Here is a 15,874-nt window from a genome sequence, read left to right as displayed (position 1 = left end):
CCTCTGTCTGCTTGGTCGGGTCTTTAGGAGGATTGATGTCTCAATCGTCGAAGCCCGCAAACTTGAGTTATTCAAAGTCTGGTGGGCTTTTTTTATTGATTTTTTTAGTCCTGTTTTTGTTTGCTTTGCTGTTCGGCAATATCTATTTGTCGCATCAGATCAGAGGCATTCAAAAAGAGTATTACAAAAATGTCGACCAACTTGTGGCGGCGCGGCACGAGTGGGGGGAGTTGATGCTGGAAAAAATGCATCTGACTTCACCGGCCAATGTCGAACGCATCGCTAAAGAAGAACTCAAGATGGTCAGTAGCCAGAAGCAGAAGCAGACGGTCTATATTGTCGATAAGGAAATGGATAGTGAATAGATTTCTAAACCGGGAAATTGTGATCTTTTTTCTTATCGTGATGATGATGTCGGCTCTGGTCGCCAAAGCTTTCATTACCCAAATCGTCAAAGCGGACGAATATCAGGAGAAGGCTGACGACCGGCATATCCGCAGCTATAACGTTCCCGGTGTCCGCGGTCAGATTTACGACCGAAACGGCAACCTGCTGGCAATGAGCACGCCGATGGTCGCGGTGGAACTGGATCCGAAGCAGATCGTTAAAAATGAAGCCAATTATCACGAGTTTTTACAGCTTATCGGGCTGAAGAACAATCAGCTTCTGCAACGGGCGCGCGAGAACCGTGATCGTAATCTAAGCTTTATCCGCTATATCAAAACCCCTGAGCTTAAAGAGAAAATCGAACAGCTTTCCTTGCCCGGCGTTCATATCAAAAAGACCGAGCACAGCTACGTATCCGAGTATCAAGGTCTGCAGCGACAAGTTTCGGTAAAAAAAGAGTATCACTCTCTGTGGATCAACGAGAAAGAACTGGATCGCATTATCTATACCTTTGACCGTCTGGCAAAGGTTTTGGGAATTTCGGCCACTGAGCTGCGCAAGCGCGCCTATGCCAATCAGAAACGCCGCCACATGTATGTTAAACGCAGTCTGACGCCGGATTTCAGAGACAAGATTGAAGCGCTTCGCCTGCCGCATGTGTATGTCAGTACCGAATATAAACGCTATTACCCGAACGGCGAAAGCATGGCCAATCTGCTCGGTTACACGAATGTCGACGGTAAGGGGATCGAAGGCATTGAGTTGGCTTACAACAAACACCTGAGCGGCCGCAGCGGCAAAAAAATTGTCGTTAAGGACGTTAAAGGTAATGTCATTAATCTGCTGAAAACAAAAAAGCAGGAGCAGGACGGCAATCCTCTAGTGTTGAGTATTGATCAGAATATTCAGTATTTGACCTATAAAGCGCTGAAACAGGTGATGTATAAGCATCAGCCGAAGAGCGCCAGTGCGGTGGTCTTAGATGCCAAAACCGGTGAGGTTCTGGCAATGGCCAGTCTGCCGAGTTTTAACGTAAATGACACGGCGCAGCGCAGAGGCCCGGGTATTCGAAATCGTGTTGTCGCCGACGTGCTGGAACCGGGATCAACCATGAAACCGTTCGTGATTGCCAAAGCGCTCGACGAAGGGGTGGTTGATCTGCAATCCGAGATCGATACCGGTCGAGGTTTTATGCGCGTTCAGGGCAAGTTGATTAAAGATACCTCACGCCACGGTGTACTGACGCCGGAAGAAATTATTCAGAAATCCAGTAACGTCGGAACGGCCAAGATCGCTTTTCGTATGCCGGCGGAAGTACAGTACGATCTGTTCAAACAGCTCGGATTCAAAGAGGGAACGCATACCTATCTGCCGGGCGAGACAGCGGGGCGCCTGAAAGATGTTTCTCTATGGAGCGAGATCGATCAGGCGACAACATCGTACGGTTACGGTTTGAGTGTGAACCTGCTGACCCTGGCGCGAGCCTATACGGTTTTCGCCAATCAGGGACGAATGTTGGAAGCGCAGCTGTTTAAAATGGGCGAAAACGAGGTTCCTGCTTCAACGCCTATATTCAGTCCGCAGGCGAGCCAGAAAGTTCTGGATATGATGAATAAGGTGGTTGCGCCCGGCGGCACAGCGCCTCTGGCCATGATTCCGGGGTATCAGGTTGCCGGTAAAACCGGAACGTCGCACAAGGTTTCCCGTGAAGGGGGCTATGAAGACAATACCTATCTTTCACTTTTTGCCGGTATGGTTCCGGCTTCCGATCCGGATATGGTAATGGTTGTCGCGGTCAACGAACCTTCGCGCGGCAAGTATTACGGCGGTTTGGTAGCAGCCCCGGTTTTCAAGGAAGTCATGCAGAATGCTTTGCGTTTGCGTAAGGTGAAACCGGACTGGCAGGAATTGCCGAATCTGCCATTGCCGGCTTCCGATCCGCGTTTTGCCGGACAGATTGCCCGGGGGGGGATGTAGTGAAGTCCCTCGGCGAATTGAGCGTTTATCTCCAGCGCAAGATGTCGCTGGAGCAGTTTATTCATTCTCACGAGGATGTTTCGAAAGCGGGACAGACACTTGAGTTGCGTTCCCTTACCAACGATTCCCGTCAGGTTGAAAGGGGGACGGTTTTTGTCGCCGTACAGGGACAGCGCAGTCACGGGCTTGATTATCTGCCTCAGGTGGTCGAAAAAGGGGCTGCCGTTGTTCTGGCAGACCGTCTGCCGTCGGAATCCGAGCGCCAGCTGTGCGCGCAGTTGCAGGTAGACTTTATCTACTGCGCCGCTTTAAAAGACGAACTGGCCGGATTGGCGGACTGGTTTTATGACTCTCCGAGTTCCAAGCTTAGGGTGATCGGCGTTACCGGTACCAATGGTAAAACCTCGACAGCATTTTATTGCGCACAGATGCTACAAAGCCTGGATGTCAAAGTCGGTGTGATCGGCACTTTGGGATACGGGGTTTTCGGTCAGCTGCATAAAGGGCGGAATACCACTCCCGATGTGCTTCAAGTGCATCGACTTCTGGCGCAGTTTGTTGCCCAGGGTGTGCATTATGTGGTGATGGAAGTCAGCTCGCATGCGATTGAACTCGGGCGGATTGATAAGGTGCGGTTCGCGACCTTGGCACTGACTCAGGTCAGCAGCGATCATCTCGATTTTCACGGTTCTCAGGAAGCCTACGAGGCGGCTAAAGTAAAGCTGTTTCATGATTTTCCGGCCGAGCACAAAATATTGAACCTGAACGATGCGGTCGGCCAATCTCTGGTGAACCGCAGTCATCCGTACTGCATTAGACAGCACGATTGCGTTTTCTGGGGCTACCAGCTGAAACACGCTGAGCTGGAGGACGAGGTGCAGCCGAAAGAGTGGCTCAACCTGTGTGTCAATCTTGGCATTGATTTGCAGCTCACACCGCAAGGAATGACATTTATCTTGTTGCATGCACAACGCAAGCTGCCGATTCATGTGCCTTTGCTCGGCGCTTTCAATGCCGAAAACCTGCTTTGTGCACTCAGTTGCGTAATGGCCAACGGTTTTGAGCCGGATGAAGTGGTTGAAGCGGCCAGAACCGTCGAATCGGTGGAGGGACGGATGCAGATTGTTCACCAGCGTCCTACCGTTGTGGTCGATTTTGCTCATACTCATGATGCCTTGGAAAAACTGCTTGAGTCGGTTCGACAGCATCAACAGGAGGCAAGTGATGCACAGAAAGATCCGTTTTATATTGATAAAAGCGTTCATGAAGGACGGGTTTGGGTGGTATTCGGTTGCGGCGGAGACCGCGACCAAAAAAAACGTCCGTTAATGGGCGCGGTTGCCGAACGCTTTGCGGATAAGGTAATCGTGACTTCGGATAACCCTCGTAACGAGGAACCGGAAAAGATTATCGAGCAGGTGCTGAAGGGTATGCAGTCGCCACAGGACGTCGAAGTGATCGTCGATCGACAACAGGCTATAGAGGTGGCTTTACAGCAGGCTAGTGGTGAACAGCGGGAAAACAATCTGGTCGTCATCGCCGGAAAAGGGCATGAGGACTATCAGGAAATAGCCGGCAAACGCTATCCGTTTCATGATGCAAGCGTGGTCAGAAAGTGGTTTGCCGACGAATCATTGACCAATAAGGTGTAAGGGTAAATTTTGCAACAGGATTTTTTTTGGACTGACGCACAGTTACAGAGTGCGGTTGAAGGAAAAAGGCTGAACCCGCAAGCCGGAACTAGACGTTTTTGCGAAGTGGTTACCGATTCGCGTGAGGTGACGCAGAAGAGTCTGTTTATCGCTATCTGCGGCCAGCGCTTTGACGCGCATCATTTTTTGCAGCAGGTGGTGGACGCTCAGGCAGCGGTGATTCTGATCTCGCAGGAAGAGGCTTGGCAGACGCTGGCCGATGAGCTTCAAGAGGACCAGCAGCCGGCAGTCATTTTGGTTGCGGACACGCGTCTGGCTCTGGCCGCTTTTGCTCGCTGGCACCGCCAGCAGATGCCTTTGAAAAAACTGATTGCGATTACCGGGAGCAACGGTAAAACCAGCAATAAAACCCTGTTGGCGGAAATCTTCTCTAAAGCAGGCAAAACGCTGGCGACGCAGGGGAATCTCAATAATGACTTCGGGGTGCCGCGGACACTGCTGCAGCTCCGCCCGGAGGATGAATATGCGATTATCGAAATGGGTGCTAACCATCCGGGCGAGATTCGTTATCTGACCGAAATTGCCAAACCGGATATGACGTTGATTACCAATGCTGCCGGTGCGCATCTTGAAGGATTCGGCAGTTTACAAGGGGTTATCGACACCAAAGGCGAGATTGTCGAAGGATTGGATCCGCGTGAAGGTGTTGCGATTTTCAACCATGACTCGGCCGGGCTTGAGGACTGGCTGAAAAAATGTTCCGCACTCGGAATCGGCAAGGTCGGCCTGTTTGCCAGAGCTTCTCAGGAAACGGTCACACTGCCGAATGTCACTTTCGGCGAAGTCGCCACACATAATCATGGAATCGAATTTGTGCTAACCGCCGAGCTTGCCGATGGCAGTCGTTTTTCGGATAGCGTTCGTATGCCGGTTCTTGGCGAACACCACGCAGCTAATGCTGCTGCCTGCACTCTGCTGGCTCTGTGGGCGGGCGTGGCATGGGATGCGGTTAAAGCCGCGATTGAGGCGTACGGCGGCGTGCCGGGGCGTTTGCAAAAAACACAAATTCGTTGCGGTTATTTACTGGATGACAGTTATAATGCCAACCCGGAATCAATCAAGGCCGGATTAAGCGCTTTGATGACGCTTCCAGGCTGTCATATCGCCTGTATCGGGGCGATGGGGGAACTGGGCGACTATAGTGTTCAAGCGCATCAGGAAGTGGCCGAATATGCGGCCCATATCGGTCTTGACGCTCTGTTGGTTTATGGTGAAGCGGCACAGGATATGCCTCGGATTTTTGCGGCTAATATACATGCCTCGCCGCGCATTCCGCAGATCTTCAGCGCCGCTTTTCTTGAACATGACAGCCTGAGCAGAAGCCTCAACGAACTCGTGAATAAATGGTTTGTCGAGGACGAAGTGTGTCCGCAAATCAACATTCTTGTTAAGGGATCGCGCAGTTCCCGGATGGAAACGATCGCCTGCGCCGTACAGCAAAGCTGGGGTTAAGAGTACAGGCCTTCCCGAGGGATAAGCGGGAAGGCGAAAGATATCAATATATTAAAAGAGTTTTCGAATGCTAGTTTATCTAACCGAATATCTGCAACAGTATATTTCCGGTTTTGCCGTATTCAGCTACATCACGATGCGCACCATTATGAGTGTGCTCACCGCGTTGCTGTTGTCATTCATTATCGGCCCGGGAATGATTCGCTGGTTGACACGCCTCAAGGTCGGTCAGGCGATTCGCAGTGACGGCCCTCAGACCCATCTGGTCAAAAAAGGGACGCCGACCATGGGCGGAACCATGATTCTGTTTTCGGTTGCGGTTTCCGTGATTCTGTGGGGTGACCTGACTAACCATTACCTGCTGATTGTGACTTTGACCATGCTGGCATTCGGTGTGATCGGCTTTATCGATGACTATAAGAAAGTCGTGTACCGCGATCCGAAAGGAATGAGTGCCAAGCAAAAATATCTGCTGCAATCGTTGATCGGCTTTATCGCCGCTTATGCGTTGTTTGCGATGGCAACGGTGCCGGCCGAAACTGATCTGCTGATCCCGTATATGAAAGATACGGTAATCCATTTGGGCGCCTGGAGCATTCTGCTCAGTTATTTCGTGATTGTTGGAACCTCGAATGCGGTTAACCTGACTGATGGTCTTGATGGTTTGGCGATTATGCCGACGGTGATGATTTCGGGCGCTTTAGGTGTTTTCGCGTATCTTTCCGGCAACTCGGTATTTTCCAATTATCTGAATATCCCTTACATTCCCGGCGTCAGTGAAATTACCATTTTTGCCGCCGCTCTGGTTGGTGCTGGACTAGGTTTTCTCTGGTATAACGCACACCCGGCTCAGGTTTTTATGGGGGACGTCGGCTCACTGTCAATCGGTGCGGCGCTGGGCGTCATGGCGATCGCAGTCAAGCAGGAACTGGTGCTGGTTATTATGGGCGGTGTGTTTGTCGCTGAAACCCTGTCGGTGATTTTACAGGTCGGTTCCTATAAGTTGCGTGGAAAAAGAATTTTCCTGATGGCGCCGCTGCACCATCATTTTGAGCAGAAAGGGTGGCACGAGTCGACTGTCATTGTCCGTTTCTGGATTGTCACGATTATTCTGGTACTGGTCGGTTTGGCCTCGCTGAAAATTCGATAAAGGAATAGCATTAGATGATTTTAGTCGCCGGTTTAGGGGTTACAGGTCAGTCGGTATTACGCTTTTTGCAGGTGCAGAAAGAAGCTTGCTGTGCCTTCGATACGCGCGTTGATTTCGATTGTTCGGCGCTTCAGGAACAGTTTCCCGAGGTGCCGTTCGCGACCGGAGAGCTGCCTGTAAAATGGCGTGCACAGATCAAAACGCTGGTATTGAGTCCGGGGATTGCCGTGCGTGAGCCCTGGGTGCAGGAGCTGGTTGCCAATGGTGTGGAAGTAATTGGTGATATCGAACTTTTTGCACGGGCTGTCGGCGTGCCGGTGATTGCCATTACCGGATCGAACGGTAAAAGTACGGTGACCACCCTGATCGGCGAAGTGTTGCGGACAGCCGGTTTCGAGGTCTCCGTGGCGGGTAATATCGGGCTGCCGGCGCTGGATGCGCTGCTTGACGATGTCGAATATGAAATTTATGTTCTGGAGCTGTCGAGTTTTCAGCTGGAAACAACCTATTCCCTGCACTGTATTTCCGCGACGGTTCTGAATATCAGCGAAGATCATATGGATCGCTATGATGATCTTGCTGCCTATGTTCATGCCAAATACAAAATCTTTTCCGATACTGAGCTGGCGGTTTTACCAACGGATCTCAAAGATCTGACTTCGATGAAAGACCGAATCGTGCGTTTTGGACCGGGTGTCCCGCAGAGCAGTCGCGATTACGGAATTATTGAGATGGATAACCAAAGATTCCTTGCCAAGGGGGAGGAGCCTTTAATCAATACCGCTGAAATGCTGCTGAAAGGTAAGCATCATCAGCTTAACGCTCTGGCGATGATGGCGTTGTGCGAACCTTTTCAGATTTCTAAACAGGTTTTTTCGCAGGTGCTGACGAATTTTGCCGGTCTGCCGCACCGCACACAGCTGGTTGCTGAAGTTAACGGCGTTCAATGGATCAACGATTCCAAAGGAACCAATGTCGGCGCAACCCTGACCGCGCTTGAGACGTTTGGCGCCGAAATCGACGGGCGGATTATTCTGCTGGCCGGAGGCGTCAGTAAGGATGCCGATTTTTCGCCTCTGACCGAAGCGGTTCAAGCCTACTGTTCGGCGGTGATTCTCTTCGGACGCGATCGCGGCATTATCGAACAGGCGCTTTTACAGAACGGTTTTGATCAGATCAAGCAGGTTGAAACGCTTGCGGATGCGGTCTCGCTTGCCGCCGGACTGGTCGAAAGCGGCGACTGCGTACTGTTTTCACCGGCCTGCGCCAGCTTTGACCAGTTTTCGAATTATGTCGAAAGGGGGGAAGTCTTCAAGCGTATTGTCAAAGAACAGTTTGCCATGAGCAGTGTTCCTCATTCGACAGCTGTCGAGAACGCTCAGAACCTATAATCCGATTAGTTTGATATGGAGGCGTATGGCCATGCAGAGAGCACAAAGCAATCAGCCTAAGATCGACCTGACATTGGTCGGACTGCTGGGAACGGTGGTCTTTATCGGCTTGGTTATGCTGTTTTCCGCATCGATCGCCTACGCTGAAGAACGTTATGCGAATGAATTTTTCTTTGTCATTCGCCAAACCATCGCCTTGGGACTGGGGTTGGTGGCGGCCTATGTCGTCTATCAGATTCCGCTCTCGACCTGGATTCACCGGCGGGGCGGACTGCTTCTGCTCAGTCTGTTGTTGCTGGTGGCGGTACTGATTGTAGGAATGGAGATCAACGGTTCCAAACGCTGGCTGCCGCTGGGAGTGTTTAATTTCCAACCTTCGGAGTTGATGAAGTTTTCGGTCATTGTCTTTATGGCCGCGTATCTGACTTTGCACAAGAGCGAAGTTTCCGAAAGTTTTACCGCGGTGCTGCGACTGGCGCTGCCTTTCGGGTTTATGGCGCTGTTACTGATTCTGGAACCGGATTTCGGGAGCGTCATGGTTATCACCATGATTATTGTCGGCATGCTGCTGATATCGGGCGCACCTTATCGTTTCTTCGTCTACACCATTATTCCGATGATCGGTATTCTGGCGGCATTGCTGCTGCTTGAACCTTATCGAATCGCGCGATTGACCTCTTTTTTCGATCCCTGGCAGGATCCGTACGGCACCGGTTATCAGCTGATCCAGGCGATACTGGCGCAAGGCTCCGGAGGCTGGACCGGCGTCGGACTGGGCAACAGCGTGCAGAAAATGCTTTATCTGCCGGATGCGCATACCGACTTTATCTTCTCGATCTTTGCCGAGGAATTTGGTTTTCTCGGTGTTCTCGGGCTGGTGGTGCTTTATCTGGCAGTGATCTATCGTCTGTTCCGCATCGCCTATCAGGCCAAACAGGCGAATTACAATTTTGGCGCACTGTATGTCTATGGGGTCAGTTTCTGGTTTGTTCTGCAGGTCGGGATCAATATGGGCGCCAACCTCGGAGTGATTCCGACCAAAGGCTTGACGCTGCCGCTGTTCAGTTACGGCGGCAGTAGTATGATTCTGTTTTTGATCGCGTTTGCGCTGGTGTTGAAAGTTGAGCATGTCTCGCGTTTCTATCCGGATCCGAAAAACAGTGATGACTACGACCTGAAAACCGATCAGGAATTTGCGGCAGAGGCTGAAGAAAAGAAAGCCGAAAAAGCAGCCAAGAAAACGCGCAAAGTACGCAGAGAGCCGAAAACGAGAACTGCTTAATGCCGTTTGCTCACCCTATAAGCCAAGCGTTCAGGCGCTTGGCTTTTTTGTGTACGATCTGTTTAAATTGAGCCATTTCAAAGAGTATTCAAGAAGCGAACAATGAGTTCAGAAAAGAGAAAAAAAATCATGGTAATGGCCGGCGGAACCGGCGGGCATGTCTTTCCCGGTATTGCCATTGCACATGAATTGCAGAAGCATGAGGTGCAGGTTCACTGGTTGGGAACGGCCGGCGGCATGGAGAAAAACTGGGTCGACAATGCCGGAATTCCGTTTTCCCAGATTCAGATCCGCGGGCTGCGCGGTAACGGGCTTCTCGGATGGATTAAAGCGCCGTTGAATGTCTGGAAAGCGTACCGTCAGGCGAAAAAAATCATGCAACAGCAAAAGCCGGATCTGGTTCTGGGGATGGGTGGTTTCGTCTGCGGCCCTGGAGGACTGGCGGCAAAAAGTTTGAAGATTCCCTTGGTTCTGCATGAGCAGAATGCGATTCCCGGGTTGACCAATCGTTTGCTGGCCAAGATTGCAGACCTGGTCATGCTGGCGTTTCCGGTGGCAGCAGACAGTCCGAAGCAGTTTTCCGCCAAGGCGAATTGTAAACTCTTCGGAAATCCGGTGCGCGAAGGTCTGGAGCAGATTGAAACGCTGAAGGAGGGTGAACCATGCCGGTTACTGGTATTAGGCGGCAGTCGCGGCGCTCAGGCATTGAATCTGACGGTGCCTCTGGCTCTGGCCAAACTGCCGGAATCACAGCGCCCTGAAGTCTTGCATCAGACCGGTGAGAAAACACTCGCCGAAGCGCAAAAGGCGTATCAGGACGCCGGGGTCAATGTGCAGATAGTGCCTTTTATCGACGATATGCAACAGGCCTACCGCAATGCGACCATGCTGGTCTGTCGTTCCGGTGCACTGACCGTCAGCGAATTGATGGCCGTCGCACGTCCGGCGATTATGGTGCCTTATCCGCATGCCGTGGATGATCATCAAACGGCGAATGCTCAGGCGTTAGTAAATCTTGGCGGTGGTCAGATCATTCCTCAGAGCGCGTTGACCGCCGACACTCTGCTGGCCGCTTTGCAGCCATGGTGTGCGCAAGGCGATAAACGTGCCGCCGCTTCGGCAAGAATTCGCAACGAGGCCGCACGGCAGGCGCGCGAGAAGATTACCGCCGAGTTGTTGCAACGATTGAAATAGAGTATACGGAGGCGTTATGAAAGGGTTAGCGGGTAAACGCGTTTTGATTACCGGTGCTTCGAGCGGAATCGGTGCCGGAATGGCCAGAGTGTTGGCCGGGTATGGCTGCAAGCTGGTTTTGCACTACTGTCATAATCAATCCGGAATCGAGAAAACGCTGGCGGATGTTGAAGCGCTCGGCGCCGAGGCCGGCGTGTTGCGCTGCGATTTCACCCGTCTCGATACGCTGGAAGCTTTTTTCGAACAGGCTTGGGCTCAGTTCGACGGGTTGGATGCGCTGGTGAATAATGCCGGGATTGTTTCCAAGGTGACAGCACTTAAAGACCCCAAAGGCGAGCAGTTCAATCAGACCTTGGCGGTTAATCTGCAGGCTCCTTATCAGTTGAGTTGCTGTTTTGCACAGAAGTGCATCGCGGCGAAACAGCCGGGTCGAATCGTTAATAACTCCAGTATCCACGGCCAGCAGACCTGTGAATGGTTTTCCGCCTATGCGGCTTCCAAGGCTGCATTGGACGCTGTGTCTAAAGTTCAGGCGGTCGAGTGGGGGCAGTACGGTATCAACGTCAATGTTTTGGCACCGGGGGTAGTGCCGGTGGAGAGAACCGATCGAATCCTCTCTCAGGAAGAGATGAAGCAAAAATGGACGGGTGCAATGCCGGTTGGCCGCTATGGAACCACGCAAGAAATGGGAGAGGCGACGGCGTATCTTTTATCCGATTTGACTTCCTGGATGAGCGGCTCGGTTCTGACTTTGGACGGCGGTCTGATTGCCAGAGGCAATTATCCCCAGCGCTAAATAAAGTAATTGGTTTTAATATTATTTTCAGACGCCGCTATACAGCGGCGTTTTTTTATTTTGCGCGAACCCCTTATGAATAGAGGGTTTAAGGCATAAGTAGCTTTTTATGTAAGTCCGGGTTTAGTAAGTTTTTTAAAATTGGTCTATATTTTGCATTCAGTCATGTTAATGATGATTTTAAAAGTTAAGAGCGGCAAAAATGGATAAGTTACTTAAGAAATTAAGTCTTAAACAGAAAATGAAATTCGGTTTTGGTGTGATTTGGGCGGCACTGGCAATTATTACCATCCAGGCCGTCATAAATCTGTCAATGGTTCGTTCCAATGTCAATGAGCTGGTGACCAAAATCCAGCCACTTGAGAGCGCCTCGCAGGAGCTTGCAATTCAGCTTGAGCATAATATGACGCTGTTGAATGCTTATATCCTCAGCGGGAATTTGCAGGAGCTCCAGCAGTATCTTGATCAGAGCGACCATGCCGAGAAAAAACTGTCCAAGTTGACCGAGCAGCTTGAAGGCAACGCCTATTCACCGGAATTCATGGAGCAGGCGGAAATCATTAAGCAGGAACTGGACAAATTGCCACCTCTGGTTCTGCGTATTCAGCAGTTGCAGAGTTCACCGAATCAGAAATATCCGGCTTTTACCTATGCTCAGGAAAACGTCCTGCCATTGAGTCGTCAGATTCTGCAATCCCTGTTATTGATGCGCTATTCGGAAATGGAAGCGATCAGTGCGCAGCGACAGCAGAGCTTGCAGATTGTTCTGGAGATGGAAGCCGCCTGGCTTAATGTGGTCAGCAATCTGCGCGGTTATTTGGCATTTCGAAGTGATGAAATGGCGCAGCAGACCGAACAGTATCTGAACCGATTTCAATCCCAGTTGGAAACTCTTAAGGCTTATTCGCAAAAGCAGGATCTTATTCCGGGCGCGCAATTGACGCTTGAAGAAGAGATTGCTCTGGAGCAAATCGAACAGGCGTATGAAGATTACCGCAATAACTATATGACCCTCAAAATGATTCATCAGGGTGATCAATGGCGTCAGGATCTGGTTCTGATGGAACAGCAGATTCAGCCTATTTACAGTAACTTGTATGCCAGTTTCGAACGGATTCAGTTTTTGGCGCAGCAGCAGACCCGGGATTCCGGACAGGATGTCGCAATTGGAAGCCTGTGGAATATCTTTTTCCTGTTGCTGTTTTCGATTACTGGGCAGCTTATCGGGATGCTGATCTCCAGACGCGTGACTAAGGCGGTTGTTGAACCGGTCGAGCAGATCTCGAATGCGATGGGTGAAATTGCTCGCGGTTCGGGGGATCTGACCCAGAGACTACCGATTCAGAGCAGTGACGAGATCGGGGCTCTGGCGAAACATTTCAATCAGTTTATCAGTCGAATTCAAGTGTTGCTTGGTGAAATCAGCACCACTGTCAGTCAGCTGGAAAACTCGTCCGAGCACCTGCAGCAGATTACCGTTTCCATGAAAGAGGGGGTCGAGCAGCAGGCTAAGGCGACTTCCGGTTTGAATCAATCCATGTTGGAGATGACTCAGCAGGCGCAAAGCGTTGAGGATCATTCGAGCAACACTACCCGAGCCACCCAGCAGGCGACTCAACGAGTATTGGAAGGCGGCGAGACCGTTGTCGAGAGCGTACAGGAAATGGAGAGTCTGAGTTCGACCATGCAACAGATGATCGATTCGGTGACTCAGTTGCGCAAAGACGGTCAGTCAATCGGTTCGGTGGTGAATGTTATCCAGGAAATCGCCGAGCAGACCAATCTTCTGGCATTGAACGCAGCAATTGAGGCCGCGCGTGCCGGGGAACACGGGCGCGGCTTTGCCGTGGTTGCGGATCAGGTACGCTCGCTGGCCAAACGAACTCAGGATTCGACCAGCCAGATCGAAGAGATTGTCGACAAGATTCTTAAGGCGACTGAATCCACGGTGATTGTCGTCGGGCAGGGGCAGGATGCCGTGAAAAACAGTATGCAGACGGTTACCGAGTCGAAAAACACGCTGCAACCGGTAACGCTTCTGATGCAGGATATCAGTCAAATGTCCGATCAGATGCTGAATGCAGCGCATTCCCAGACGCAACTGGCGCAGCAGATCAATAACAATATTCATGAAATTCATCAAGTAACCGAGCGAGCTCTGCAAGGTGCCAATATGACACGACAATCGGGACAGGATCTGCAACAGCTCTCGCAGCGTCTTGAAGTGATCGTGGGACAGTTCAAGTTTTAACCGTGGAGCCGAGGTCAAATAAAGTTCACGATTCGTCAAACGTGTTTTGGTATGATTCCACTGAATTTTTAAAACTGAGATGATCTATGTGGGCATATCCTGAAATTGACCCGGTCGCACTGTCGCTCGGCCCTCTGCAAATTCACTGGTACGGTCTGATGTACCTGCTGGCTTTTGCCGGCGGCTGGGCGCTTGGTGTTTATCGCGCCAAGAGCCGTCCGCCGTGGAACGGTGAAATGGTCGGCGACCTGTTGTTTTACGTCGCTTTAGGGGTGATCCTCGGCGGGCGTCTCGGTTATGTTCTGTTTTATGATCTTTCCCATTATCTGGCGAATCCGCTCGACATTGTGCAAACCTGGAATGGCGGCATGTCATTCCACGGCGGTCTTATTGGGGTGTCGATTGCCCTGATCCTGTTTGCCCGCAAAACCCAGCAGTCGATTTTTGCAGTCGGTGATTTTGTCGCACCGCTGGTGCCGATCGGGCTGTTGACCGGAAGAATCGGCAACTTCATTAATGGTGAGCTGTGGGGCAAAACCACCGAGTCTTCGCTCGGTATGGCCGTTTACGACCCGCAGTTGCAGATGACCGTAGTGAAATATCCGACTCAGCTTCTGGAAGCATTGCTGGAAGGGGGGGTGTTGCTTATTATTCTGCTTTGGTATGCACGTAAACCGCGTCCTACCGGAAGCGTCACCGGCTTGTTCCTTCTCGGATACGGGGTGTTCCGTTTCATCGTTGAATTCTGGCGTATGCCGGATGTCCAGTTGGGGTATCTGTTGTGGGGCTGGGTCACGATGGGGCAGATTCTCTCCACGCCAATGATCCTTATCGGTCTTGGATTGATGTGGTATAGCCATAATCGCGCTAAGACATAAAATCTTATGTCAATTCCCTTATAATGCTTGCCATGATTTTCGGATTTAGGGAAGTGTTATGAGAGCCTATCTTGATTTACTGCAGCATATATTGGACAACGGAACCGACAAAGGGGACCGTACCGGTACCGGAACCCGTTCGGTTTTCGGCTATCAGATGCGTTTTGATCTGCAAGAGGGTTTTCCGCTCCTAACCACCAAGAAACTGCATCTGCGCTCGATTATTCACGAGTTGCTGTGGTTCCTGTCCGGCGATACCAATATCAAATACCTGAAAGATAACGGGGTGCGGATCTGGGACGAATGGGCGACCGAAGAGGGGGATCTCGGCCCGCTTTACGGTAAGCAGTGGGTCGCCTGGGAGAAGCCGAACGGCGAAACTATCAACCAGATTGCTGAAGTGATCGAAACGCTGAAAAACAACCCGAACAGCCGGCGCATGATCGTCAGCGCCTGGAATCCTGCCGATTTGCCGGATGAGTCGATCAGCCCTCAGGAAAACGTTAAGCAGGGCCGTATGGCGCTGGCCACCTGTCACGCTTTCTTCCAGTTCTATGTGGCAAACAACCGTCTTTCCTGCCAGCTGTATCAGCGCAGTGCCGACACCTTTTTGGGCGTGCCGTTCAACATCGCTTCCTATTCGTTGCTGGTGCATATGATTGCTCAGCAGACGGGCTATGAAGTCGGCGATTTTATCTGGACCGGCGGTGATGTGCATCTGTATAACAACACTATCGAACAGGCAAAAATTCAGTTGCAGAGAGAGCCTTTGCCGTTGCCGAAATTAAAGATCGGTCGTAAGCCGGAGTCGATTTTCGATTACCGCTTTGAAGATTTCGAAATTGTCGACTATCAGTCGCATCCGCATATCAAAGCCGAGGTTTCGGTATGAACGAAGAGCAAATGAAACTCTCGATGATTGTCGCCATGAGTAAAAACCGCGTGATCGGACGGGATAATGATATGCCATGGCATCTGCCAGACGACTTACAGTGGTTTAAGAAAAATACTCTGGGCAAGCCGGTGATTATGGGGCGCAAGACGTTCGAGTCTTTGGGATGCCGCCCTTTACCCAAACGTGCCAATCTGGTGATCAGCCGTCAGACCGACTTGGATTATGCGGCTCCGGTTTATGCTTCCGTTGAGGCGGCTCTGGAAGACATTAAACTTGATCATCCCGATGAGGTGGTGATTATGGGCGGCGGGCAACTGTATGCCCAGATGCTGCCAAAGGTAGACCGTCTCTATCTGACGTTGATTGACGCCGAACTTGATGGTGACACCCACTTTCCGGATTGGACGCAAGCGGGGCAGTGGTTTGAGGTTTATCGCGAACACCATCCGGCCGACGAACGGCATGAGTACGCGTTCGATTACGTCATTCTTGAAAAGGCGGACACTTAA

13 protein-coding genes are annotated in these 15,874 nt (G+C 51.2%); all 13 read left to right on the top strand.

Annotated elements, in window-relative coordinates:
- Positions 1 to 95 precede the first annotated feature (95 nt).
- The 13 genes from ftsL (at position 96) to folA (ending at position 15,874) form a co-directional block, all read left to right on the top strand.
- Positions 96 to 365, top strand: coding sequence for a cell division protein FtsL (gene ftsL, locus J3999_RS04055; protein WP_243755294.1), 270 nt, complete (start codon positions 96 to 98; stop codon positions 363 to 365).
- Positions 358 to 2,364 carry a peptidoglycan D,D-transpeptidase FtsI family protein gene (locus J3999_RS04050; RefSeq protein WP_371811853.1) on the top strand — a complete coding sequence of 669 codons (2,007 nt, stop codon included), beginning with the start codon at positions 358 to 360 and terminating at the stop codon, positions 2,362 to 2,364. The genes ftsL and J3999_RS04050 overlap by 8 nt, the downstream gene beginning before the upstream one ends.
- Entirely contained in the window at positions 2,364 to 4,016 is a 1,653-nt protein-coding gene (locus J3999_RS04045) for a UDP-N-acetylmuramoyl-L-alanyl-D-glutamate--2,6-diaminopimelate ligase (protein ID WP_208126680.1), read from the top strand. The genes J3999_RS04050 and J3999_RS04045 overlap by 1 nt, the downstream gene beginning before the upstream one ends.
- Positions 4,017 to 4,025: 9 nt before the next feature.
- Positions 4,026 to 5,528, top strand: coding sequence for a UDP-N-acetylmuramoyl-tripeptide--D-alanyl-D-alanine ligase (gene murF / locus J3999_RS04040; protein ID WP_208126679.1), 1,503 nt, complete (start codon positions 4,026 to 4,028; stop codon positions 5,526 to 5,528).
- Positions 5,529 to 5,595: 67 nt separating this feature from the next.
- Entirely contained in the window at positions 5,596 to 6,678 is a 1,083-nt protein-coding gene (mraY, locus tag J3999_RS04035; protein ID WP_208126678.1) for a phospho-N-acetylmuramoyl-pentapeptide-transferase, read from the top strand.
- A gap of 14 nt (positions 6,679 to 6,692) precedes the next feature.
- A complete protein-coding gene (murD, locus tag J3999_RS04030) occupies positions 6,693 to 8,069 on the top strand; it encodes a UDP-N-acetylmuramoyl-L-alanine--D-glutamate ligase (RefSeq protein ID WP_208126677.1) in 1,377 nt (458 codons plus the stop codon).
- 31 nt (positions 8,070 to 8,100) lie between these two features.
- Positions 8,101 to 9,351 carry a putative lipid II flippase FtsW gene (ftsW, locus tag J3999_RS04025; RefSeq protein ID WP_208126676.1) on the top strand — a complete coding sequence of 417 codons (1,251 nt, stop codon included), beginning with the start codon at positions 8,101 to 8,103 and terminating at the stop codon, positions 9,349 to 9,351.
- Between the two features lie 102 nt (positions 9,352 to 9,453).
- A complete protein-coding gene (murG, locus tag J3999_RS04020) occupies positions 9,454 to 10,545 on the top strand; it encodes an undecaprenyldiphospho-muramoylpentapeptide beta-N-acetylglucosaminyltransferase (protein WP_208126675.1) in 1,092 nt (363 codons plus the stop codon).
- Positions 10,546 to 10,561: 16 nt separating this feature from the next.
- The gene (locus J3999_RS04015) at positions 10,562 to 11,341 is read left to right on the top strand and encodes an SDR family NAD(P)-dependent oxidoreductase (RefSeq protein WP_208126674.1); all 780 of its coding nucleotides are present in this window, start codon (positions 10,562 to 10,564) and stop codon (positions 11,339 to 11,341) included.
- Positions 11,342 to 11,543: 202 nt separating this feature from the next.
- A complete protein-coding gene (locus tag J3999_RS04010; RefSeq protein WP_208126673.1) occupies positions 11,544 to 13,592 on the top strand; it encodes a methyl-accepting chemotaxis protein in 2,049 nt (682 codons plus the stop codon).
- Positions 13,593 to 13,678: 86 nt separating this feature from the next.
- Positions 13,679 to 14,470 (top strand): prolipoprotein diacylglyceryl transferase, encoded by a 792-nt coding sequence (gene lgt, locus J3999_RS04005; protein WP_208126672.1) that lies wholly within the window; start codon positions 13,679 to 13,681, stop codon positions 14,468 to 14,470.
- Positions 14,471 to 14,528: 58 nt separating this feature from the next.
- Entirely contained in the window at positions 14,529 to 15,362 is an 834-nt protein-coding gene (locus tag J3999_RS04000; RefSeq protein ID WP_173284318.1) for a thymidylate synthase, read from the top strand.
- Positions 15,359 to 15,874, top strand: coding sequence for a type 3 dihydrofolate reductase (gene folA, locus J3999_RS03995; RefSeq protein ID WP_208126671.1), 516 nt, complete (start codon positions 15,359 to 15,361; stop codon positions 15,872 to 15,874). Before J3999_RS04000 ends, folA begins: the two co-directional genes overlap by 4 nt.

It is taken from the genome of Thiomicrorhabdus sp. 6S3-12 (assembly GCF_017571475.1).
Lineage (GTDB): Bacteria > Pseudomonadota > Gammaproteobacteria > Thiomicrospirales > Thiomicrospiraceae > Thiomicrorhabdus.
Note: the sequence above shows the minus strand (reverse complement) of the source record. Positions and strands in the feature narration are given on the sequence as shown.

Coding starts and splice junctions, on each gene's coding strand:
- mraY (WP_208126678.1), top strand. CDS start 5,596: ATGCTAGTTTATCTAACCGAATATCTGCAACAGTATATTTCCGGTTTT.
- murD (WP_208126677.1), top strand. CDS start 6,693: ATGATTTTAGTCGCCGGTTTAGGGGTTACAGGTCAGTCGGTATTACGC.
- ftsW (WP_208126676.1), top strand. CDS start 8,101: ATGCAGAGAGCACAAAGCAATCAGCCTAAGATCGACCTGACATTGGTC.
- murG (WP_208126675.1), top strand. CDS start 9,454: ATGAGTTCAGAAAAGAGAAAAAAAATCATGGTAATGGCCGGCGGAACC.
- J3999_RS04015 (WP_208126674.1), top strand. CDS start 10,562: ATGAAAGGGTTAGCGGGTAAACGCGTTTTGATTACCGGTGCTTCGAGC.
- J3999_RS04010 (WP_208126673.1), top strand. CDS start 11,544: ATGGATAAGTTACTTAAGAAATTAAGTCTTAAACAGAAAATGAAATTC.
- lgt (WP_208126672.1), top strand. CDS start 13,679: ATGTGGGCATATCCTGAAATTGACCCGGTCGCACTGTCGCTCGGCCCT.
- J3999_RS04000 (WP_173284318.1), top strand. CDS start 14,529: ATGAGAGCCTATCTTGATTTACTGCAGCATATATTGGACAACGGAACC.
- folA (WP_208126671.1), top strand. CDS start 15,359: ATGAACGAAGAGCAAATGAAACTCTCGATGATTGTCGCCATGAGTAAA.